The following is a 21197-nucleotide window of genomic DNA, read 5'->3' as shown; positions in this document are numbered from 1 at the left end:
AGGGCCCACCTGCGCGCTTTCCAGCGCGTCGGGGACGTGAGAAGCATATGGGATGCAGGGAGGTATCGCCAAAACGGTTTACGGGGAGGTCGTCGAGCCGCTCAGGGAGGGGGACGGACTCTTCAGGTTCTCCTCCGGGAGATGCCGGCTGACCTCGGCCGTCGTCAGCCCGAGACCGCCCAGGGTGATCTCGTCCCAGGCCTGCAGGCGCCGGGTGGTGCGGTCCAGGTAGAGCACCGAGGCACGCACCTTCTCCGGCTTCTCGTTCTGCACGGCGCGCAGCCCGCCGCCGCCCGTGGAGCCCTCGACCTTCAGCCGCGTGCCCAGCGGCAGCAGTTCGTTCACCCGGTGGTGCACATGGCCGGCCAGGACCAGCGGGACCGTGCCGTCCGTCTCGCGGGCCGCGTCCGGGTCGTGGGCCACCGCGATGTCCACCGGGGTGCCCGCCCGCTTCTGGTCGCGCAGTGCCGAGGCGAGCCGCGCGCCGGCGAGCTGCTCGGATGCCTTGCCGCCGGTGGGGCGGGAGCGGTCCGGGGTGAACTGCGGGTCACCCGTGCCGGCGATCCGCAGCCCGGCGACGTCCACCGCGCCGCCCTGGTCCAGGACGTGGGCGTTCCTGGTCTTCCGCAGATGGGCCTGGGTCTCCTCGGAGTCGTGGTTGCCCCGTACCCACACGTACGGCGCTCCGAGGTCGCGGACGGGGTCCAGGAAGCCGTTCTCGGCGGCCGTGCCGTGGTCCATCGTGTCGCCGGAGTCGATGATCACGTCGATCTCGTACTGCTCGACGAGCGACTCGATGATGTGCCAGGCGGCGGGGTTGAGATGGATGTCGGACACGTGCAGGGCCCGGATGGTCGCCGGGTCCGGCTGGTACACGGGGAGGGTGGACGTGGCGTCGTACAGCTTGGTGACGTTGGTGACGAGCCGTGCCAGTTCCTGCTGGTAGACGTCGAACTCGGTGACGATCGAGCGGGCGTCACCGACGACCGAGGGGGCGCTGGAGAGGAGTCCGGAGAACTTCGGCTCCAGGACGGACTTCGGGTTCCACGTGGCGTACGCGCTGACGCCCGAGGCGGCCAGCAGCACCAGGGCGAGGCCTCCCGCCGCCAGCGCGCGGTGCGGGCGCCGGTAGACGAGCAGACCGAGGGCGGTGGCGCCGGAGACCACGGCCACGCAGGAGCGGACGGCCAGCTCCCGGGTGCCGGAGGCGACGTCGTCGGTGACCTCGTCCTGGAGACCGGAGAGACGTTCGGGGTGTTTGACCAGGGCCTGCGAGCGCTCGGGGTCCAGCTGGTCGACGTCCACGTCCAGGCGGGCCGGGGCGTGGTGGGAGTCCAGCTCCAGGGCTCCCAGCGGGGACACGTTGATCTTGGTGCCGCCGCTCACCGAAGGCCGCAGGGTCATGGTGGTGTCCATGGGGCCCACCGGCGTACGCACGCTGCCGACGACCAGCAGCCCGAGCCAGGCGCCCAGGACGACCACGGCCAGCAGGCCGGACGCCCGCTTCCACGGGTGCGCGGCGGGGACGAGGCCGCCGGAGGGGGCGGTGGCGCGCGGGCGGGAGCGGCGGAGGCGGACACGGGCGGCTGCGGCGTGGAACGGGCGTGCCATTGGGCGCGTATGCCCCGATCGGGCCGTCGACATGCGGGCGGGCGAGGAGCCGTGGGCCGGGCGGGTGGCCGCCGGGGCGGGTGACGCCCGCCCGTTCCGGCCCGGCGTACGTGACAATGGCGGGGTGCTGGAGATGACGCGCGAGGAGTTCGAAGAGCTGGTGAGCCTGGCTCTTGACCGGGTCCCGCCGGAGCTGATGCGGCTGATGGACAACGTCGCGGTGTTCGTGGAGGAGGAGCCGGAGGACCCGGAGGACCGGGAGCTGCTCGGACTCTACGAGGGCACCCCGCTCACCGAGCGCGGTGAGTGGTACGCGGGCGTCCTGCCGGACCGGATCACCATCTACCGGGGGCCGACGCTGCGGATGTGCGAGACCCGCGAGGACGTGGTCGCCGAGACCGAGATCACCGTGGTCCACGAGATCGCCCACCACTTCGGCATCGACGACGAGCGTCTGCACGAGCTGGGGTACGGGTGAGCACCAGGGATCCGAGGCCCGGCCGGTACCGGATCCTGGCGGTGATCGCGGCGGGCGGAGCCCTGGGGGCCGTGGCCCGCTACGCGGCGTCGCTGGCGTGGCCCGCCGCCGAGGGCGCGTTCCCCTGGACGGTCTTCGCGGTCAACGTGACGGGCTGCGCCCTGATCGGCGTACTGATGGTGCTGGTGGTGGAGCGGGGCACGGTCACGCACCCGCTGGTGCAGCCGTTCCTGGGGGTCGGGGTGCTCGGCGGGTTCACCACCTTCTCGACGTACGCCGTCGATGTGTCGAAGCTGCTGGCGCGTCAGGAGGCGGTGACGGCCCTGGCGTACATGGCGGCGACCGCCGTGGCCGCGCTCGGTGCGGTGTGGGGGGCGGCCGTGCTCACCCGGGCGCTGGTGGACGGGCGGGGACGGGCGGCGTGAACTGGCTGCTGGTCGTCCTCGGGGGGGCCGTCGGGGCCCCACTGCGCTATCTGACGGACCGTGCGGTGCAGACGAGGCACGGTGCCGTGCTGCCGTACGCGTTCCCGTGGGGGACCTTCGCCGTCAACGCGGCGGGCAGTCTGCTGCTCGGGGTGCTCACGGGGGCCGCGGTGTCCACCCCGGTGTACGCCCTGCTGGGCACGGGCCTGTGCGGGGCGCTGACGACCTACTCGACGTTCTCGTACGAGACCCTGCGGCTGGCCGAGACGGGCCGCGGCTTCCTTGCCGGGGCCAACGTGCTGGCGTCCCTGCTGGTGGGTCTGGGGGCGGCGTTCCTGGGCGTGGAGCTGGCGGGGGGCTTCGGGGGGCCCGGGTAGCGGGCACGTGTGCGGGTGTTGTGTCCGGGCGTGTCCCCGGCGGGGGCGGGGGAGTTGGACACAGCGCTCTCCCGTCCCGCTGTTCCTCTCCTCCACGGAGGTGCCACCCCGTGCGTCAGTTGTCCTCCCGTGTCCGCTGGGCAGCCGTCACCGCGCTGACGATCGCCGCGTCCACAGGCTGTGTGAGCGTCGGCGACGACGAGGCCGGGAGCCCGGCCCCTTCCCGTTCCGCCGACCCGAAGGGGGCGTCGGCCCGGCCCCATGGCGGCACGGTGACCGGCACCGGCCGGACCGGCTCCGGCGGGGGCCGTGCCGAGGCGCAGTCGGACCGCGGCGCCTCACGTGAGCCGGACGCCAGGGCCTCCGGGCGTCCCCCGTCGGCCGGCCCCGAGAACGCCCGCCCGGCGCCCGGGGTGCCTGTGGCGCCCGTCACCCCGGAGCCGACCCAGGGCGGTCCACTGCCGCTCCCGGAGCCGGAGCCCAGCGCCCCGGGGCCGGGCGAGCCGCCGCCCCCACCCCCGCCGGTCACCCCGGAGGAGCCGCCGCCCCCTCCGGAGCCGGAGTCCCCGCCGCCGCCCGAGCCGCCTTCCGCCTCGCCGGCCGCGCAGTCCCGCACGGATGCGATGGGGCCGCCGGAGCGCGTCGAGGTGTGGCGCACTCCGAGGGCATCACCGCAGGTCGCGCCGGTGTGACCGGGCCGGTTTGCGCGAAGGGGGGGAGGGTGCGTATGGTTATAGATCGTTTGATCCTATGCCCGGCGCCGACACAGAAGAGCGCCGTGTGGCGCGTACTCTCCCTTGCCGTGGCTGGACCGCATTGAGGCGGTCGAAATTGCGAAAACACGGAGTTACGGGCGCGTGCCGAGACTCCGGAAGGTTTCGCATTTCGCATGTCAATTTCCAGTTCTGACAACACCGTCGTGTCCGAGAACGTCGTCGAGAGCATCGAGGTCGTCGAGGCGGCCGAGGCCGTAGTGGCCCAGGCACCCGTCGATGAGACCCCTGTCGCGGAGACCCCCGCTGCGGACGCTCCCACCGCGGAGACCCCCGCCGTGGAGGCCGAGGACGTTCCCGCCGAGGACGCCGAGCCGACCGTCACGTTCGCCTCGCTCGGACTGCCCGAGGGCATCGTCCGCAAGCTCGCGCAGAACGGCGTGACGGCTCCCTTCCCGATCCAGGCCGCGACCATCCCGGACGCCCTGGCCGGCAAGGACATCCTGGGCCGTGGTCGCACCGGCTCCGGCAAGACGCTCTCCTTCGGTCTGCCGACCCTGGCCTCCCTGGCCGGCGGTCACACCGAGAAGAAGAAGCCCCGCGCGATCATCCTCACGCCGACCCGTGAGCTCGCGATGCAGGTCGCGGACGCGCTGCAGCCCTACGGCGACGTACTCGGCCTGAAGATGAAGGTCGTCTGCGGCGGTACGTCGATGGGCAACCAGATCTACGCGCTGGAGCGTGGTGTCGACGTCCTCGTCGCCACCCCGGGCCGACTGCGCGACATCATCAACCGTGGTGCCTGCTCCCTGGAGAACGTCCAGGTCGCGGTCCTCGACGAGGCCGACCAGATGTCGGACCTGGGCTTCCTGCCCGAGGTCACCGAGCTGCTCGACCAGATCCCCGGTGGCGGCCAGCGCATGCTCTTCTCCGCCACCATGGAGAACGAGATCGGCACGCTCGTCAAGCGTTACCTGAGCAACCCGGTCACGCACGAGGTCGACAGCGCCCAGGGCAACGTCTCGACCATGTCGCACCACGTCCTCGTCGTGAAGCCGAAGGACAAGGCGCCGGTCACGGCCGCGATCGCCGCCCGCAAGGGCCGCACGATCATCTTCGTCCGCACCCAGCTGGGCGCCGACCGCATCGCCGAGCAGCTCATCGAGTCCGGCGTGAAGGCCGACGCGCTGCACGGTGGCATGACCCAGGGCGCCCGTACCCGCGTCCTCGAGGACTTCAAGAAGGGCTTCGTCAACGCCCTGGTCGCCACCGACGTCGCCGCCCGCGGCATCCACGTCGACGGCATCGACCTGGTCCTCAACGTGGACCCGGCCGGCGACCACAAGGACTACCTGCACCGCTCGGGCCGTACCGCCCGTGCCGGCAAGTCCGGCGTCGTCGTGTCGCTGGCGCTTCCGCACCAGCGCCGTCAGATCTTCCGCCTCATGGAGGACGCGGGCGTCGACGCCTCGCGTCACATCGTGCAGGGCGCGGGCGTCTTCGAGCCGGAGGTCGCCGAGATCACCGGCGCCCGTTCGCTGACCGAGGTCCAGGCCGACTCCGCGACCAACGCGGCCAAGCAGGCCGAGCGCGAGGCAGCCGACCTCACCAAGCAGCTGGAGCGCGTCCAGCGCCGCGCCGTCGAGCTGCGCGAGGAGGCCGACCGCCTGGTCGCCCGTGCCGCCCGCGAGCGGGGCGACGACCCGGAGGCAGCGGTGGCCGAGGCCGCCGCCGAGGCCGAGGCCGCACTGCTGGCCGCCGCGTCCGTGCCGGAGCAGCCGGCCGCGCGCGACGACCGTCGTGACGACCGGGGCAACTACGGCCGCCGTGACGACCGCGGCGGTGACCGTGGTGGCGACCGCGGTGGATACCGTGGTGGCAACGACCGTGTCGGCGAGCGCAGTGGCCGCCCGTCCGGTGGCAGCGGCTACCGGGGCAGCAACGACCGTCCGTCGTTCCGTGGCAGCAGCGACCGTCCGTCCGGTGGCTTCCGCTCGGGTGGTTCCGGTGGTGGCGACCGTCGTGACGACCGTGGTGGCCGTTCCTTCGAGCGCCGCGACAACGACCGCCCGGCGTTCAACCGTGACCGTCGTGACGAGCGTCCGTCCGGTGGCTTCCGCTCGGGTGGTTCCGGTGGTGGCGACCGTCGTGACGACCGTGGTGGCCGTTCCTTCGAGCGCCGCGACAACGACCGCCCGGCGTTCAACCGTGACAACGACCGTCCCGCGTTCAACCGTGACCGTCGTGACGAGCGTCCGTCCGGTGGCTTCCGCGCCGGCGGCAGCGACCGTCCGTTCAACCGCGACCGTCGTGACGACCGTCCCTCGGGCGGCTTCCGCGCCGGTGGCAGCGACCGTCCGACCGGCCGCCGCGACGACCACCGTGGTGGCACCGGCACGGGTACCGGTACCGGCACCTTCGGCCGCCGTGACGACAAGCCGCGCTGGAAGCGCAACGGCTGAGTCCGGCTGACCCACTGATCGGCCCCAGGGGCCCGTACGGCACTTCGGTGCCGTACGGGCCCCTGGGCGTTTCCGGGGAGCCACCGAGGGCATCGCTGGGGGCATGACAAACGACGAAGCGGTGGCCGCCGAGCCACCTCCGGACGCCCTGCGGGACAGCCCTCCGGCCGCCCTCTCCGACGAGGAACGGCTCGCCGAACTCGGCTACACCCAGGTGCTGGCCCGCCGGATGTCCGCCTTCTCCAACTACGCCGTCTCGTTCACGATCATCTCGGTGCTCTCCGGCTGCCTGACGCTGTACCTGTTCGGCATGAACACCGGCGGGCCCGCCGTCATCACCTGGGGATGGATCGGTGTCGGGCTGATGACGCTGTTCGTCGGCCTGGCGATGGCCGAGATCTGTTCGGCGTACCCGACGTCCGCAGGCCTCTACTTCTGGGCCCACCGCCTCGCGCCGCCCCGGTCCGCCGCCGCGTGGGCCTGGTTCGCCGGCTGGTTCAACGTGCTCGGCCAGGTCGCCGTCACCGCCGGCATCGACTTCGGGGCCGCGTCCTTCCTCGGGGCGTACCTGAACCTCCAGTTCGGCTTCGAGGTCACTCCCGGCCGTACGATCCTGCTCTTCGCGGCGATCCTGGTCCTGCACGGCCTGCTGAACACCTTCGGCGTCGGCATCGTCGCCGTACTCAACAACGTCAGCGTCTGGTGGCACGTCTTCGGGGTCGCCGTCATCGTCGGCGCGCTCACCTTCGTACCGGACTCGCACCAGTCGGCGTCGTACGTCTTCACCGAGTTCGTCAACAACACCGGCTGGGGCAGCGGCTTCTACGTCGTGATGATCGGCCTGCTCATGGCCCAGTACACGTTCACCGGCTACGACGCCTCGGCCCACATGACGGAGGAGACCCGCGACGCCGCCGTGGCGGGGCCGCGCGGCATCGTGCAGTCCATCTGGACGTCCTGGATCGCCGGCTTCGTGCTCCTGCTGGGCTTCACCTTCGCCATCCAGTCGTACGACGGCGCCCTGAACTCCCCGACCGGTGCCCCGCCCGCCCAGATCCTCCTGGACGCCCTGGGGGCGACCACGGGCAAGCTCCTGCTGCTCGTCGTGATCGGTGCGCAGCTGTTCTGCGGAATGGCCTCGGTGACCGCGAACAGCCGCATGATCTACGCGTTCTCGCGCGACGGAGCGCTGCCCTTCTCCCGCGTCTGGCACACGGTCAGCCCCCGCACCCGCACACCCGTCGCGGCGGTCTGGCTGGCCGCACTCGGCGCGCTGGCCCTCGGCCTCCCGTACCTCATCAACGTCACCGCGTACGCCGCCGTGACGTCCATCGCGGTCATCGGCCTCTACATCGCCTACGTCATCCCCACGCTGCTCCGCCTGCTCCGGGGCGACGACTTCGTCCGGGGCCCCTGGCACCTCGGCCGGTGGTCCCGGCCCATCGGCATCGTGGCGGTGACCTGGGTCGCGGTGATCACGGTGCTCTTCATGCTGCCCCAGGTGTCCCCGGTCACCTGGGAGAGCTTCAACTACGCACCCCTGGCCGTCCTGGTGGTGCTCGGCTTCGCCGCGATCTGGTGGGTGGTCTCCGCGCGCCACTGGTTCCTCAAGCCGCCCACCTCGGATCACAAACGCACGAGCACGGACCGGGCCCCGGCCTGACCGGCCGGCCCGGGGCCCGACAGGGCCCGGCACCCGATACCCGATCGGCTGCCGGGCCCGGGGCAGCTATGCTCGGGGGGTGATCCATCCCGGGCCGTTAGCTCAATTGGTCAGAGCAGCGGACTTTTAATCCGTTGGTTGTGGGTTCGAGTCCCACACGGCCTACCGGTAGCGTCACCCGAGGGACCCCCGTTGACCTGGTCAGCGGGGGTCCCGACGTTTTCCCCGGCGACGGGACGGGCGGTATCCATACCCTTGATCTGCTCAGGGCCGCCCATCATGTGGAGGTCGCGGCGGGTGGGGTGGGTGACAGGCGTGTGTGAGTGACCGTGCCCCGTCTCAGCGTGCGAACTTCTCGGCGGCCGCCGGGGTGACGGGCGTGAAGAAGTTGACGAGGTTGCCGTCCGGGTCGCGGAACAGCAGGGATCGGTTGCCCCAGGGCATCGTGGTCGGCTCGGTCACGAAGTCGGTGACGGTCGCCGTCAGGTTCCGGTGCACCTGGTCCACGTCGTCGACGAGGAACTCCGTGATCACGCTGTCGTTGGCCGCCGGGCGGGCGGAGCCCGGGGCGAACAGCGGGACGGTGCGGGTGCCGGCGATCGCGAGGGTCGCGGCGGGGGTCCTGAGTTCGGCGAAGTCCTCGGTGGCCCACGTCGCCCGTACCCCGGTGACTTGTTCGTAGAACGTGACGAGGCGCGCGACGTCACCGGTGATGATGCGGATCGAGACGAAGTTCATGGTGTTCTCCCTGGCCTGTGCGGGGCCGGTCCGTGCTGTGCCCCGTGCACGTCGCAGGCTAGGAGGGATACAGGACAGAAGCCGCCCTGTATCGGCCTCGGTCCGTGATCAGGGCTCGACGCCCCGGCCGCCCGCCCGGTGAACTTGATGTCCGTACCCCTGCCTGTGATTCGGCTGTCGCCGTCGACCGGGTTTCCTGACGGCGGCGGACGTCAGGGCCGCGGCCAGTGGCGGCCGCCGAGGCGTTCGATGTCGGAGTTGAAGCGACGCAGATAGCCGGCGAAGGCGGAGATGTCCTCCTCGGACCAGTCGGCCATGACACGTTCCAGGGAGCTGATCATGCCCTCGCGTTCCGCGTCGAGGGTCTTCGCGCCCTCCTCGGTGATGCGGAACTTGCGGGCCATGCCCCCGTCCGGGTCGGGGATCCGCTCCACGAAACCGGCGCGCATGACCGCGGCGGTCTGCCGGTTGAGCGTGGAGACGTCGAGGTCGAAGGCTTCGCTGAGCTCGCCGACGGACATCGGCCCCTGTACGCGGATGCGGCTGAGCAGGATGTACGCGCTGCGTTCCAGGAGGCCGTCCTTGCGGCGTCCCTTTCTCTGGTTCAGCAGGCCGTGACGGCTGAGCAGCATCTGCTCGTACTCGACCTCGTGCGTTGCCCTGTTCATGCGTGGGCACCTCCTGCTTCCTGCCGGGCGAGGCCGGTGTGTCGTCGTGCCGTCGTGCGTGCCGGTCGCCGTGCCGTCGTGCGTGCTGACGTCATCGTATGTTCATCGCAATGTGCATAGACCACATTGTGTGTATGAGGCAACGAGTGTGGCTCATGCCATTTCCGTTCGCGCCCGAGGGGCCTCCGGGGTGGCGGGGGAACTTTCCGCTGCACGGGCATTGACCGCGGGTGAGTGGCGAATTTACGTTCTTCGCGTCGCCCTTCGTATGTCATATATGAGACGCGATATGAGAGCCGAGCGCCCCATCCCCCACGGCTTCACGCTGCGGCGGCCCGTTGGCCAACGCCGCGCAGGTGAGCACTCAGAGAAGAGAGCCGACCATGATCAAGCCTCGTCACACCCGTCTCGCCGCCGCGATATCCCTGGTCTCCGCCCTGGCCCTCACCGTCACCGCCTGCGGTGACGACGGCAGCGGTATGGCGGGCGCCGGGGGAGCCGAGGGCTCGGGCACCGGGAAAATCGTGTTCTGGGACGAGAACGGCGGTGTCCGCACGGCGATCTGGAAGGAGATCATCGCCGACTTCGAGAAAGCCAACCCGGACATCGACGTGCAGTACGTGGGCATCGCCTCCACCGAGGCCCAGTCCAAGTACGACACCGCCATCCAGGGCGGCGGGCTGCCGGACGTCGGCGGTGTGGGTGCCGCGATGGTCGCCGGGATCACCGCTCAGGACGCGCTGGAGCCGCTGGACGACCGGATCGAGGGGAGCTCCCTCAAGGGCAGGCTCAACGAGGCGATGATCGAGAACCTGCGGAGCGCGGCCGGCCGGGACGAGCTGTACACGGTGCCGATCTCCGCCACCAACGGCGTCCTGTACTACCGCACCGACCTGTTCGAGAAGGCCGGGCTGGGCGAGCCCGACACCTGGGACGAGTTCTACGCGGCCGCGGCGAAGCTGACGGACAAGAAGAAGAACCAGTTCGGCTACACCATCCGCGGCGGTCCGGGCTCCATCGCCCAGGCGCTGGACGTGATGTACGGGCAGTCGGGCATCGACTCCTTCTGGGACGACTCCGGGACGAGGACCACGGTCAACGACCCGAAGAACGTCGCGGCGCTGGAGAAGTACGCCGGCCTGTACAAGAAGGCCACCCCGGAGGCCGATCTCAACAACGACTTCACGAAGATGGTCGCCCAGTTCGACTCCGGCAGCATCGCCATGCTCAACCACAACCTGGGCTCGTACCAGGACCACGTGAGCTCGTTGGGCGTCGAGAAGTTCCGCGGCATCCCGCAGCCCGAACTGGCCGACGGCAGCAGGGTGATGGTCTCCAACCCGGTCTCCGGCCTCGGGCTGCTCAAGTCGTCCGAGAACAAGGCGGCTGCCTGGAAGTTCATCGAGTTCGCCGCGTCGCACGCCTCGAACTCCAAGTTCAGCGAGTCCGCGGGCCTGATCCCTGCCAACAAGGAGGCCGCCGGGGACCCGTGGCTCGACAAGGCCGAGACCACCCGGCTCGGCGCCGAGGCGCTGTTCTCCGGCGACACCAAGATCGTCCAGCTGCCCTACTACCTGCCGGACTGGAACAACCTGTCGAAGGCCGACAGCGAGTCGGGCTTCCAGAAGGTGCTGCTCGGCAGGACCAGCGCCAAGGACTTCCTGGACACGCTCGCCGAGGACCTCGACGAGGCCCAGGCGGAATGGAAGGAGCAGCAGGGCTGAGCCGGCCGCGCGGGTCAGTCCAGGCCCTCTTCCCGCAGTTCGTACATCAGGAGGAACGTCCGGTAGGTCTCCGCGGACACGTCCAGGCAGATGTCCGGCCGGTTGGTCCACGTCGACGTGTTGTCGAGGGCCTTCCGGCAGGCCGCCTCGGTCTCGGCCTCGGACGGGATGCTCGAAATGAACGCGGCGATCAGCAGGACCACTGCGAGGACGACCACGCCGATACGGATGCGCATGGTCTCCCAACGACCGTGCGGCCGGACCGGTCACTGGGCCGGGTCACCAGGGGCGGGATCACCAGGGGATGGCCACGGCGGCCCGATCGGTCATTCGGGTTCGTCCGTGACCGGCGGCAGATCGGGCTCGATGAACAGGTTCGCGTACTGCGGTGTGGGCAGCGGGGCCGCGGAGTTCGCATCGGCGGTCGCGGTCCCGGCGCTGCTGTCGGAGTGCCGCTGGGTCGTGCGGGCAGGCATGTCGGTCATCTCGGGTGTCCTGTACGTAGGTGTGCGGTGAGAGCCCGTGACCGAGTCGCTGCGGTGATCGCGGACCGGTCGCGACCGGTGGGGCTGCGAACTCCCGCCACCGGTGCCGCTCCGCTCCGGGGGCGTCCGGAATCATCATGCGGTGCATGCAGACTGTAACCCTCCCGGCACGGCTTTCCCTCGGTATTGCGACCTCGGCGTGACGGTCAGTGCGGTGGCGCGGGCTCGATGTTCTGGTTTGCGTGGAAGAGGTTGTGCGGGTCGTAGACCCGCTTGGCCTCCGCCAGCCGGTCGTAGTGGCCCCGATAGGTGGCCCGGACCCGGTCGTGGGACTCGCCGGTGCCGAGGAAGTTCACGTAGCCGCCGCCCATGGAGTGGGGGTCCAGCGCCTCCCGGTAGGCCACGGCCCACTCCCGCAGTGCCGTCGCGTTGGACGGGTCCGGGTCGATGCCGGCGATGACGCCCGACCAGAGGGCGTCGCGGTAGGCCCAGGCGGTGTCGTCGGGGCCGACCCGGCCGGCTGCACCGTCGACCGGATAGAGGTGCATGGTCGACAGGTCGGTGGGGAGCTTCTCCGCGAAGGAGGCATGCACGTCGACGGCGTCGTCCGTGATCCGGTCGAAGAAGGCGCCGCGCCAGTACCACTGGAGACCGGTCGGCAGCAGTGCGTCGAACATGGACTGCAGGGCCGGGTAGGGCATCGGCGTCGTGAAGTGGAACGCGGGCGGCCCCGGCTCGTTCACCGCGGCGAGGGTGTCGCCCAGGGCTTCGGGGTCCGCGGTCGAGGACCAGACGACGCCGCACATCTTCCGCCCGTGGATCTCCTCGGGGAAGGGCGGGCCTGGCGGGACGGTCAGCGAGGCGAAGAAGCCGTACAGATCGTCCGGTGCCTGCGGCAGGAAGTCGCGGTACCACCGCATGACGTCGTGGAAGAGCTCCAGGGGCCACACGGTGATGGCGACCCCCACCGTGTCCACCGGGTGCAGCTCGAAGTCGAACGACGTGACGATGCCGAAGTTCCCGCCACCGCCGCGCAGCGCCCAGAAGAGGTCGGGGTGCTCGCTCGGGTTCGTGGCGACGAAGCTGCCGTCGGCCAGCACCACGTCCGCGGAGACCAGGTTGTCCGCCGAGAGGCCGTACTTACGGGTGAGATAGCCATGGCCGCCACCGAGGGTGAGCCCGCCGATGCCGGTCGTGGACATGATCCCCGCCGGGGTGGCGAGGCCGAACGCGTGGGTCGCGTGGTCGAGATCACCCAGCGTCGCCCCGCCGTCGGCCTGGACGGTCTGGGTGGCCGGGTCGACCCGCACGCCGCGCATGGGTGACAGGTCGATCGTGACGGCGTCGTCACAGAGGCCGAGACCGGGGCCGCTGTGCCCGCCGCCCCTGACGGCCAGGTCCAGGCCGTGCTCGCGGACGAAGCCCACGGCTGCCATGACGTCCGCTGTGTCGCGGCACTCGACCACGGCTGCCGGCCGTTTGTCGATCATGGCGTTGTAGACCGTGCGGGCCCGGTCGTACTCCTGGTCGTCCGGGCCGATGACCGGCCCGCGCAGAGAGGTCCTCATCGTGTCGAGCAGGGCGCCGTCCATGACCGTCTCCTGACGCGCGTGCGCCCGGCCTCCCCTGCCGCCGTCGCATCGGGTGAGGCTGCTGGTCCGGCACCGGCACCCGGAGGATGCCGTGCGGGCGGGACCGAACACCGAAAGGCTTGCCCCTCCAGCGTCGCGCCGCTCCCCGTACCGCGCAATCGCGGAACGCCGCGCCCCCGGGGCATCCCGGCCTTCCAGACAGGCGGTACGCGAGACCGGAGTGCGGGAAAGGCTGCTGCTACGTCACCGAGCCCGTCAACTCTGCTTTCTGCGAGCCCTGTTGGTACATCGCCCAGGGGCGGTGGGGGCGCCCGCCGGGGGAGTGGGCGGGGGTGGCCGTCGTAATTGGTCGGAGCACCCTCCCGGATGCCGTAGAGTTGCAATCACAACGGCGCGGGGTGGAGCAGCTCGGTAGCTCGCTGGGCTCATAACCCAGAGGTCGCAGGTTCAAATCCTGTCCCCGCTACTAGAAGACAGAGGCCCGGATCCTTTCGAGGATCCGGGCCTCTGTCGTGTGACCCGTTCGTATGGGCCGGCGTCGGCGCGATGTGACATCGCCCGATCCGCGCTGCGGAAGGAACTACGATCGGCACGGAGACGGGACCGCCGTCTCCGTACGGGATGCACTGACGATCTACGCGCGGCACCGGCTCTCCGACTGGCCCCGGAAGGGCGGAGCTCCGGCGCACTCCTCCCTTTGGCCGATGACGGGTCGCCGCTCGGCGCGGCTCCGGCCAGCCTGGGTGGGGCGCGGTACCGTCCGCAGCCGTGGGTGGACCGGGTAGGAGTGCACAGGTGGGGAAGCGGGACGGACGGCGAGGGGGCGCGGCCGGGAACGTCCGTTCCCGGCGGCCCGTGCGCGCGCTGCCCGCGCTGATGATCTGCGCCGGGGTGGTCTTCGACCTCCTGACGCCGACGGAGGTCACCGCCGTGCCGCTCTTCGCGGCCGCTCCGCTGATCGCCGCCCCGTTCTACTCACTGGCCGGCACGGTGCGGGTCGGTGTGGCCTCGATCCTCGTCCTGCTCGCCATCCGGATCTCGGACGGCATGCTCGCCGCGGTCGTGCCGCTCACCGACCTCCTCACCCTGTGCACCGTCGCGGCGCTCTCGCTCGTCATCAACCGCGTCGTACGCCGCGGGAACGAGCAGCTGGCCTCGGCCCGGGTCATCGCGGAGACGGCGATGCGCGCGGTGCTGCCGACGCCCGAGGACCGGATCGGCGGGCTGCAGGTCGCCGCGAGGTACGAGGCGGCGCAGGCGGACGAGTTCGTGGGCGGCGACCTGTACGCCGTCGCCGACACTCCGTACGGCGTGCGCCTGGTCCTCGGTGACGTACGGGGCAAGGGGCTGGACGCCGTGGCGGCCGTGGCCGTCGTGATCGGGGCGTTCCGGGAGGCCGCGGAACAGGAGCTGTCGCTGGAGGGCGTGGTCCAGCGGCTGGAGCGGGCGCTGGCCCGTGAGGGCTCGCGGCGGGGCGGATTCGACACCGTGGAGGGGTTCGTGACCGCAGTCCTCGCGGAGATCCCGACCGGTTCGGACACGGTGCGGGTGGTCAACCGCGGTCACCCCGAACCGCTCGTGCTGCACGCGGACGGGGCGCTGGACGTGCTGTCGCCGACCGTGCCCGCGCTGCCGCTCGGGATGGGGCTGGGTGTGTGGCCGGACCGGTCGGACGAGTGGACGCTGCCGGCCGGTGCGATGTTCCTGGCGTTCACGGACGGGCTGTCCGAGGCGCGGGACGCGCACGGTGTCTTCTACGACCCGGCGGCCCGGCTGCGTGGCCGACTCTTCCCGGGGCCCGAGGAGCTGCTGTCCGCTCTCACCGACGACGTACGGCTGCACACCGGCGGCCGGTCGACGGACGACCTGGCGCTCCTCGCGGTCGGGCGTCCCGCGCGGGGGCAGCAGGAGCGGCGGACGACCGTGAAGATCGTGCGGCGGGACAGTGAATGACCGGTCGCGACAGTCGGTAGTCGAAGGACCCCGCTCCGCATAACATTTGACGCACCGTCAGAAACTGGCGTGTGGGTGAGGGGCACTCAAGTGGCCCGTTTGCGCCCGGTTGACCCCTGAAAGTCCACGCCGGAGCGGGGAATGATCTGCCGGAACAGCTTGGAATCGGACCCGGGTGTCTATTAACGTTCGATAACGCAGCGCGGTTGTACCTGTCGTCGCAAGAGGCGGCACCGTGCGCAGCGCCGAATTCCGCAAGGGAACCGGGGAACCACCTACATGGGGTGAATCGGACACCTGTGTCTCGCGAGAGACGAAGGGGCCCGTAGGAGACCTTCCTGCTCCGAACCCGTCAGCTAACCCGGTAGGCGAGAAGGAAGGAAAGGAGTGCGCCCACGTGGCGTCCAATCAGCCTGCCCCCGAGGCACCGTCATCCTTCAGGACCGGAAGTCTCGGTGATGAGGGCAGGACTTGGGAGGAATGGAACCCCACCGAGGAGTCCATCCGTCCCGTACGCGGCCGGCACCGCGTGGCCAAGCAGCGCGGTCTCGCCCGTAGCTCCACCGTCCTCGGCGTCGGTGTCATAGCGGCCGTCGGAGCGGGTGGCATGGCCACCGCCCAGAGCAAGCCGCCGGTCTCCATCTCTCTTCCCGATTCCATCGCGGACAATCTCCCCGACGCCAAGTCCCTGCCCGGCGTCGGTGCGTTCATGTCCGACGATTCCGACTCGGACCACGAGACCGTCGCCGCGTCCTCCCCGCTCACCACCGCCGGCATCACCGCCGCCGAGGCCGAGCAGGGCACCACCGACGCCGGCGAGGCGCTGCGCGCCCGCATCCTCCAGCAGGCCGAGCAGCAGCAGGCCGGAGCCGACGCCCAGGCCAAGGCCGCGGAGGAGCAGGCGGCGATCGAGGCGGCCGCGGCCCAGGCGGCGCAGCAGCAGAGCGACGCCGAGGCCGAGGCGGCAGCGAAGAAGAAGGCGGCGGAAGAAGCGGCGAAGAAGAAGGCGGAGGCCGAGCGCCTCGCCAAGCTCGCCGCGAGCTACGCCGTCCCGACCTCCTCGTACTACATCAGCTCCACCTTCGGCCAGTCCGGTTCGATGTGGTCCTCGGGCCACCACACCGGGCTGGACTTCGCGGCTCCGACGGGCACCCCGGTCAAGGCCGTCCACAGCGGCACGGTGAAGTCGGCCGGCTGGTCCGGCTCGTACGGCTACCGCACGGTCCTGGAACTCGACGACGGCACCGAGGTCTGGTACTGCCACCAGTCGTCGATGGACGTGTCCGCCGGTCAGCGGGTCACCACCGGCGAGACCATCGGCCGCGTCGGTGCGACCGGCAACGTGACCGGCGCGCACCTGCACCTGGAGATCCACACCGCGGACGGCTCGGGCATCGACCCGATGAGCTGGCTGCGCGGCAAGGGCCTCACGATCTGAGCCCTCGTGACCCCGGCGGCCCTGACGCACGACCCCCCGACGTCAGGGCCGCCGGCCTGTCCGGGGCCGGTGAGCGCCCGGGGCGTCGTCCCCTGGAGCCGCCCAGCCGGTCGGAATAGTTGCCTGAGCCGACCGGTTGTCCATGGGCATGACGTCTCTGCGCCCGCTCGGTTCGTCGAGCCTCAAGGTCTTCCCCCTCGCCCTCGGCGGCAACGTCTTCGGCTGGACGGCCGACGAGGAGCAAACCTTCGCCGTCCTCGACGCCTACGTGGCGGCGGGCGGCAACTTCATCGACACCGCCGACTCCTACTCGGCCTGGGCCCCGGGCAACGAGGGCGGTGAGTCGGAGACCCTGATCGGCAGGTGGCTGGCGGCCCGCTCCCGCCGCGACGACGTCGTCATCGCCACCAAGGTCGGCGCACACCCCGCGTACAAGGGGCTCTCGCCCACCACCGTGAAGCAGGCGGCCGAGGCGTCGCTGCGCCGGCTCGGCACCGACCACATCGACCTCTACTACACGCACTTCGACGACGAGAGCGTCCCCGTCGAGGAGATCATCACCGCCCTCGACCAGCTGGTGAAGGCCGGCACGGTGCGGGAGATCGCCGCCTCCAACATCAGCCCCGAGCGGCTCCAGGCCTCGCTGGACTTCTCCGAGCGCGAGGGCCTCGCCCGGTACGTGGCCCTGCAGCCGCACTACAACCTTGTCTCGCGCGACACCTACGAGGGCGCGCTCCAGGACACGGCGGCCGGGGCCGGCCTCGCCGCGGTCCCGTACTTCGCACTCGCCGCGGGCTTCCTCACCGGCAAGTACCGTCCGGGGGCGGCCGTCGAGAGCGCACGCGCCGAAGGCGCGGGCAAGCACCTGGAGACCGAGCGCGGACGCAAGGTGCTCGCGGCGCTCGACAGGATCGCCCAGGAACACGACGCCGAGATCGCCACGGTCGCCCTCGCCTGGCTGGCCGCCCGGCCGACCGTGACCGCACCGATCGCCTCCGCGCGTACGGTCGGACAGCTGCCGGCGCTGGTCGCGGTCGGCGAGCTGCGGCTGACCGAGCAGCAGGTGACGGAGCTGACCGAGGCGTCAGCCTGACCCTCTAACCGGGCGGTACGCGGTGCCCTCCGTCCTCCCGGTACGGGTTGTGGCCGCCGTAGTGCCGGTGCGGGGCGAGGAGATGCCCCGGAGGCGGCCCGCCGTGGGCGAACTGCCGGGGGAACTGCGGCGGGCCTGGCGGCCGGTGGGCCCGCAGCCGGCCCGTCGCGTGGGCCGCGTACATCAGGGCCGGACCCGCGATGTCCCGGCGCTGCCAGAGGTGGTGCAGCAACTCCTGCTCGCGTACGGCGAAGTCGTCCCCCGCCCCGTCGTGACGTGCCCTCCGGCGCAGCATGGCCAGCGAAGTCGCGAACGACTCGTACTCCGCGACGGCACGGGCCGCGGCCCGGCCCCGGGCGCGGTCCGGGTGGCCGTTCCAGTACCTGGCCATGTCCCGGGCCACGCCCCGTGCCCGCATCGAGGCCAGTGCGAGCGGCTCCGCGGAGCCCAGCCAGCCCGCCGCCGCGTACACCGGCAGTTCGGTGGAGAGCGTGCGCAGCTCCCGCCGGCGCGCCCAGACGGCCAGCCAGGTCACCAGACCGAAGGCCGGCACCATGAACGCGCCGTACACCGCGTAGAAGCCGTACGGGCCGAAGGACGACGAGCCGTTCCACAGGGCGTGCATGCCCATGGCGAGGACGAGTCCGAGCAGCGGCAGGACGATCCGGCGCACCCGGTGGCGTGCGCCGCCGAGCGCCGCGAGGCCGAAGCCGATGCCGGAGAGCACCGTGAACAGGGGGTGCGCGAACGGCGACATCACCACCCGGACGAAGAACGTCCCCACCGTCACGGAGGCGAAGCCCGTGGTCCCGAGCTGCTGGTCCTCGCCGAAGGCGTTGCCCAGGTAGAGGATGTTCTCGGTGAAGGCGAAGCCGGTCGCGGTGAATCCGGCGACCACGATGCCGTCGACGATCCCGCCGAACTGCCGTCTGCGGAAGAGGAAGATCAGCAGGACCGCGACGGCTTTCGCGATCTCCTCGACGACCGGGGCGACGACGGTGGCCCCGAGGGTGTCGGCGCTCGCCGGATCCGCGGTGGCCGTCGCTATCCACCGGGTCGCGAAGGAGTTCGCGATGATCGCCACGAGCGCGGCGGCGCACGCGCCCCAGGAGAAGGCGAACAGCAGATTCCGCCACGGGCCCGGCTCGACCCGGTCGAGCCACCGGAACGCGGCCATCAGCAGCGGCACGGGCAGCACGGCCAGGCCCAGCCCCACCAGGAAGCCCTCGGTCCCCGTCTGCCGGCGCACCAGGGCCAGGATCACCAGACCGCAGAGCGAGAGCACCGTGATCACCGCGCCGACGCGGAACGCCCTGCTGCGCCAGACCATGCCGACGATGCGGGGCCGGTAACGCCAATGGCCTCGCTCCGGGACGGCGCCCAGGAACTCGTCGAGCCGCTGCTCCTCGAGAACCGGGACGGCCGGCTGCTGGTGCTGCGCGGACCCCTCGGACACCTGACGACCCTAACCAGGGCCACTGACACCTGGCCATGCCGCGGGCGCGGGACCGGGCCGGTGATGGCTGATCAGCGGCGGGTGAACAGTACGTCGTGGACGACGTGGCCCTTGTCCAGACCCTGGCCCTCGAAGCGGGTCAGCGGCCGGAACGCGGGCCGGGGCGCGTAGCCGCCGTCCGCCTGGGTGTTCTCGTACAGGGGGTGCGCGGTGAGGACGTCCAGCATCTGCTCGGCGTACGGCTCCCAGTCCGTCGCGCAGTGGACGACGGCGCCGGGCCGCAGCCGCTGCGCCACCAGGTCGAGGAACTCCGGCTGGATCAGCCGGCGCTTGTGGTGCCGCTTCTTGGGCCAGGGGTCGGGGAAGAAGACCCGGAGGCCGTCCAGGGCGGCCGGCTCCAGCATCTCGCGGAGCAGGATGATCGCGTCGCCGTTGGCGACACGGACGTTGGACACCCCCGCCCGTTCCGCGAGGCCCAGCAGATTGCCCTGGCCGGGGGTGTGCACGTCGACGGCCAGGATCCCGGTGGTCGGGTCGTCGGCCGCCATCTGCGCCGTCGCCTCGCCCATGCCGAAGCCGATCTCCAGGACCACCGGGAGGCCGTCGAACAGGGTGGGGAGATCGAGGACGCTGCGGCCGTCGATGTCGAGCCCCCAGGTGGGCCACAGCCGCTGGAGGGCGTCCTCCTGGCCGGTGGTCACCCGGCTGCGGCGCGGCTGGAAGCTGCGGATCCGGCGCTCGTGGTGCGAGCCCGCCGGGTCGGCGGCCGGACCGCCGGGGAAGCGGGGCTCCTGGCGCAGCCTGCGCTGGCGTTCGAAGGAGGCGGCGCGCCTCGCCGCCGCGTCGTCCGCGTCCGGGGTGCCGGGCGTCTCCGGGGCGAGGCCGGGAGTCTCTGGGGTGGGGTTCACAGGCTCAGACACAATGACCCGATTCTACGGCGGGAGGCGTCCAGCCCGTCGCCCCGGCCCGCAGCAGGGCCCGGCGTGCCACCTCCCTCCCGATGGGCAGGGAGGCGGTGGCCGCGGGGGACGGGGCGTTCAGCACGTGCACGGTGTGCGGGGCGTCCCTGATCAGGAAGTCGTCGACCAGGGTGCCGTTCCGCAGGACCGCCTGGGCCCTGACACCGGCGGGGGAAGGCCGCAGATCTGCCTCCGTCACCTCTGGCAGAAGCCGCTGCACGGCGCGGGTGAACGCGGTCTTCGACAGCGATCTGTGCACCTCGCCCATCCCGTACCGCCAGTGCCGCCGGGCGATCCGCCAGGAACCGGGCCAGGCCAGGGTGGACGCAAGCTCGCGCGGGTGGACGACCGTCCGGTCGTACCCCTCGCGGGCCAGCGCCGGCACGGCGTTCGGACCGACGTGGACCGTGCCGTCGACGCCCCGGGTCAGATGCACACCGAGGAAGGGGAACGCGGGGTCCGGCACGGGATAGACGAGTCCGCGCACCAGCTCCGGCCTGGCCAGCTCGTAGTACTCCCCGCGGAACGGCACGATGCGCGCGCCCGGCTCGTCGCCCGCGAGCCGCGCCACCCGGTCGCTGTGCAGCCCCGCGCAGTTGACCAGCACACGGGCCCTGACGACCTGGCCGTCGGCCGTGCGCACCGCTACACCCCACGGGCGCCGGTCGACGGCGACGACCTCCGCGCCGTAACGGATCTGCCCGCCCGAGGCGCACACCTCGGTGGCGAACCGCACGGCCACCGCGGTGAAGTCGCACACCCCCGTCGTCCCGACCCGGATCGCGGCGAGGCCGCGCACCCGTGGCTCGTACTCCGCGATCTGTGCGGGGCCGAGCTCCCGCACCGGCAGGCCGTGCGCCCGGCCGCGCTGCACCAGGGCGTGCAGCCGGGGCAGCTCGTCACGGCCGGTCGCGACGATCAGCTTGCCCGTGACCTCGTGGGCGATGCCGTGCTCCGCGCAGAAGTCCACGAGCTCGGCGGCGCCCCGCACCGCGTAGCGCGCCTTGAGCGAACCCGGCGCGTAGTAGATGCCGCTGTGGATCACTCCGCTGTTGCGCCCGGTCTGGTGCCGGGCCGGGCCCCATTCCTTCTCCAGCACCGTGACCCGGGTGCCGGGCGCGGTGCGCGTGAGCGCGTACGCGGTCGACAGACCGACGATTCCGCCACCGATCACCAGCACATCGCAGTCGTACGCCGCGTGCGTCATCATCACGCCACCTCCCAACCCCGATAGTGCACTGACCCACTGACAACGGGCTCAAACCAGGGAAGGCGGGTGCGTGGCGAGGAGCTCCGCACCTGGATCGGGCGAAATCGGGGCGTACCGGTGGTGGACTGCCCCGACCGCGGCCCCGTCGGCCC

Annotated in this window: 19 protein-coding genes, 2 tRNA genes, 1 pseudogene and 1 riboswitch; of the genes and pseudogenes, 13 read left to right on the top strand and 9 right to left on the bottom strand. The window is 71.3% G+C overall.

Features of this window, described 5'->3' with window-relative positions; translation table 11 throughout:
- Nucleotides 1–78 precede the first annotated feature (78 nt).
- Complete coding sequence (locus ABT001_RS06345) at nucleotides 79–1611, bottom strand: metallophosphoesterase family protein (protein WP_351273172.1); 1533 nt, start codon at nucleotides 1609–1611, stop codon at nucleotides 79–81.
- 124 nt (nucleotides 1612–1735) lie between these two features.
- Between ABT001_RS06345 and ABT001_RS06340 the strand changes: the two genes are divergently transcribed.
- From ABT001_RS06340 to ABT001_RS06310, 7 genes are all read left to right on the top strand, one after another.
- A complete protein-coding gene (locus ABT001_RS06340) occupies nucleotides 1736–2089 on the top strand; it encodes a metallopeptidase family protein (RefSeq protein ID WP_015578045.1) in 354 nt (117 codons plus the stop codon).
- Nucleotides 2086–2514, top strand: coding sequence for a fluoride efflux transporter FluC (locus tag ABT001_RS06335; RefSeq protein WP_351273169.1), 429 nt, complete (start codon nucleotides 2086–2088; stop codon nucleotides 2512–2514). The genes ABT001_RS06340 and ABT001_RS06335 overlap by 4 nt, the downstream gene beginning before the upstream one ends.
- Nucleotides 2511–2891 carry a fluoride efflux transporter FluC gene (locus ABT001_RS06330; RefSeq protein ID WP_351273166.1) on the top strand — a complete coding sequence of 127 codons (381 nt, stop codon included), beginning with the start codon at nucleotides 2511–2513 and terminating at the stop codon, nucleotides 2889–2891. Before ABT001_RS06335 ends, ABT001_RS06330 begins: the two co-directional genes overlap by 4 nt.
- A 110-nt stretch (nucleotides 2892–3001) precedes the next feature.
- A complete protein-coding gene (locus ABT001_RS06325; protein ID WP_351273163.1) occupies nucleotides 3002–3583 on the top strand; it encodes a hypothetical protein in 582 nt (193 codons plus the stop codon).
- A 197-nt stretch (nucleotides 3584–3780) separates the two neighbouring features.
- A complete protein-coding gene (locus ABT001_RS06320; protein ID WP_351273160.1) occupies nucleotides 3781–6066 on the top strand; it encodes a DEAD/DEAH box helicase in 2286 nt (761 codons plus the stop codon).
- Nucleotides 6067–6169: 103 nt separating this feature from the next.
- The gene (locus tag ABT001_RS06315; protein WP_351273157.1) at nucleotides 6170–7729 is read left to right on the top strand and encodes an amino acid permease; all 1560 of its coding nucleotides are present in this window, start codon (nucleotides 6170–6172) and stop codon (nucleotides 7727–7729) included.
- 91 nt (nucleotides 7730–7820) lie between these two features.
- Nucleotides 7821–7894: transfer RNA gene (locus tag ABT001_RS06310), tRNA-Lys, on the top strand.
- A 174-nt stretch (nucleotides 7895–8068) separates the two neighbouring features.
- Here ABT001_RS06310 and ABT001_RS06305 read toward each other — a convergent pair.
- Nucleotides 8069–8467 (bottom strand): VOC family protein, encoded by a 399-nt coding sequence (locus ABT001_RS06305; RefSeq protein ID WP_351273154.1) that lies wholly within the window; start codon nucleotides 8465–8467, stop codon nucleotides 8069–8071.
- A 212-nt stretch (nucleotides 8468–8679) separates the two neighbouring features.
- Nucleotides 8680–9135: a MarR family winged helix-turn-helix transcriptional regulator gene (locus ABT001_RS06300; RefSeq protein WP_351273152.1), complete on the bottom strand. Its 456-nt coding sequence runs from the start codon at nucleotides 9133–9135 to the stop codon at nucleotides 8680–8682.
- A gap of 383 nt (nucleotides 9136–9518) precedes the next feature.
- On the opposite strand from ABT001_RS06300, the gene ABT001_RS06295 reads away from it, so the two are divergent.
- Nucleotides 9519–10859, top strand: a complete 1341-nt coding sequence (locus ABT001_RS06295; RefSeq protein ID WP_351273149.1) for an ABC transporter substrate-binding protein — start codon at nucleotides 9519–9521, stop codon at nucleotides 10857–10859.
- 14 nt (nucleotides 10860–10873) lie between these two features.
- Here ABT001_RS06295 and ABT001_RS06290 read toward each other — a convergent pair whose 3' ends face one another.
- The 3 genes from ABT001_RS06290 to ABT001_RS06280 form a co-directional block, all read right to left on the bottom strand.
- Nucleotides 10874–11095 (bottom strand): hypothetical protein, encoded by a 222-nt coding sequence (locus ABT001_RS06290; RefSeq protein WP_351273146.1) that lies wholly within the window; start codon nucleotides 11093–11095, stop codon nucleotides 10874–10876.
- 90 nt (nucleotides 11096–11185) lie between these two features.
- Nucleotides 11186–11344, bottom strand: coding sequence for a hypothetical protein (locus ABT001_RS06285; RefSeq protein WP_351273143.1), 159 nt, complete (start codon nucleotides 11342–11344; stop codon nucleotides 11186–11188).
- A gap of 206 nt (nucleotides 11345–11550) precedes the next feature.
- Nucleotides 11551–12936 (bottom strand): FAD-binding oxidoreductase, encoded by a 1386-nt coding sequence (locus ABT001_RS06280; protein ID WP_351273140.1) that lies wholly within the window; start codon nucleotides 12934–12936, stop codon nucleotides 11551–11553.
- A 392-nt stretch (nucleotides 12937–13328) separates the two neighbouring features.
- Between ABT001_RS06280 and ABT001_RS06275 the strand changes: the two genes are divergently transcribed.
- The 5 genes and pseudogenes from ABT001_RS06275 (at nucleotide 13329) to ABT001_RS06255 (ending at nucleotide 17420) form a co-directional block, all read left to right on the top strand.
- Nucleotides 13329–13402: transfer RNA gene (locus ABT001_RS06275), tRNA-Met, on the top strand.
- A 94-nt stretch (nucleotides 13403–13496) separates the two neighbouring features.
- Nucleotides 13497–13595 (top strand): annotated as a pseudogene (locus tag ABT001_RS06270) (MerR family transcriptional regulator); the annotation flags it as partial.
- A gap of 136 nt (nucleotides 13596–13731) precedes the next feature.
- Nucleotides 13732–14889 (top strand): PP2C family protein-serine/threonine phosphatase, encoded by a 1158-nt coding sequence (locus ABT001_RS06265; protein WP_351273137.1) that lies wholly within the window; start codon nucleotides 13732–13734, stop codon nucleotides 14887–14889.
- A gap of 233 nt (nucleotides 14890–15122) precedes the next feature.
- A riboswitch (cyclic di-AMP (ydaO/yuaA leader) is annotated at nucleotides 15123–15275 on the top strand.
- 11 nt (nucleotides 15276–15286) lie between these two features.
- Nucleotides 15287–16327 (top strand): M23 family metallopeptidase, encoded by a 1041-nt coding sequence (locus ABT001_RS06260; protein WP_351273134.1) that lies wholly within the window; start codon nucleotides 15287–15289, stop codon nucleotides 16325–16327.
- Nucleotides 16328–16475: 148 nt separating this feature from the next.
- Nucleotides 16476–17420 carry an aldo/keto reductase gene (locus ABT001_RS06255; RefSeq protein ID WP_351273131.1) on the top strand — a complete coding sequence of 315 codons (945 nt, stop codon included), beginning with the start codon at nucleotides 16476–16478 and terminating at the stop codon, nucleotides 17418–17420.
- Nucleotides 17421–17424: 4 nt separating this feature from the next.
- On the opposite strand, the gene ABT001_RS06250 is transcribed toward ABT001_RS06255, so the two are convergent.
- The 3 genes from ABT001_RS06250 to lhgD form a co-directional block, all read right to left on the bottom strand.
- Complete coding sequence (locus ABT001_RS06250) at nucleotides 17425–18876, bottom strand: PrsW family intramembrane metalloprotease (RefSeq protein WP_351273128.1); 1452 nt, start codon at nucleotides 18874–18876, stop codon at nucleotides 17425–17427.
- Nucleotides 18877–18947: 71 nt separating this feature from the next.
- Entirely contained in the window at nucleotides 18948–19784 is an 837-nt protein-coding gene (gene trmB / locus ABT001_RS06245; RefSeq protein ID WP_351273125.1) for a tRNA (guanosine(46)-N7)-methyltransferase TrmB, read from the bottom strand.
- 4 nt (nucleotides 19785–19788) lie between these two features.
- The gene (gene lhgD, locus ABT001_RS06240) at nucleotides 19789–21045 is read right to left on the bottom strand and encodes an L-2-hydroxyglutarate dehydrogenase (RefSeq protein ID WP_351273123.1); all 1257 of its coding nucleotides are present in this window, start codon (nucleotides 21043–21045) and stop codon (nucleotides 19789–19791) included.
- Nucleotides 21046–21197: the final 152 nt, after the last annotated feature.

The organism is Streptomyces sp. NPDC002793 (assembly GCF_040295485.1).
Classification (GTDB): Bacteria; Actinomycetota; Actinomycetes; order Streptomycetales; family Streptomycetaceae; genus Streptomyces.
This window is presented reverse-complemented; position numbering and strand designations above follow the sequence as displayed.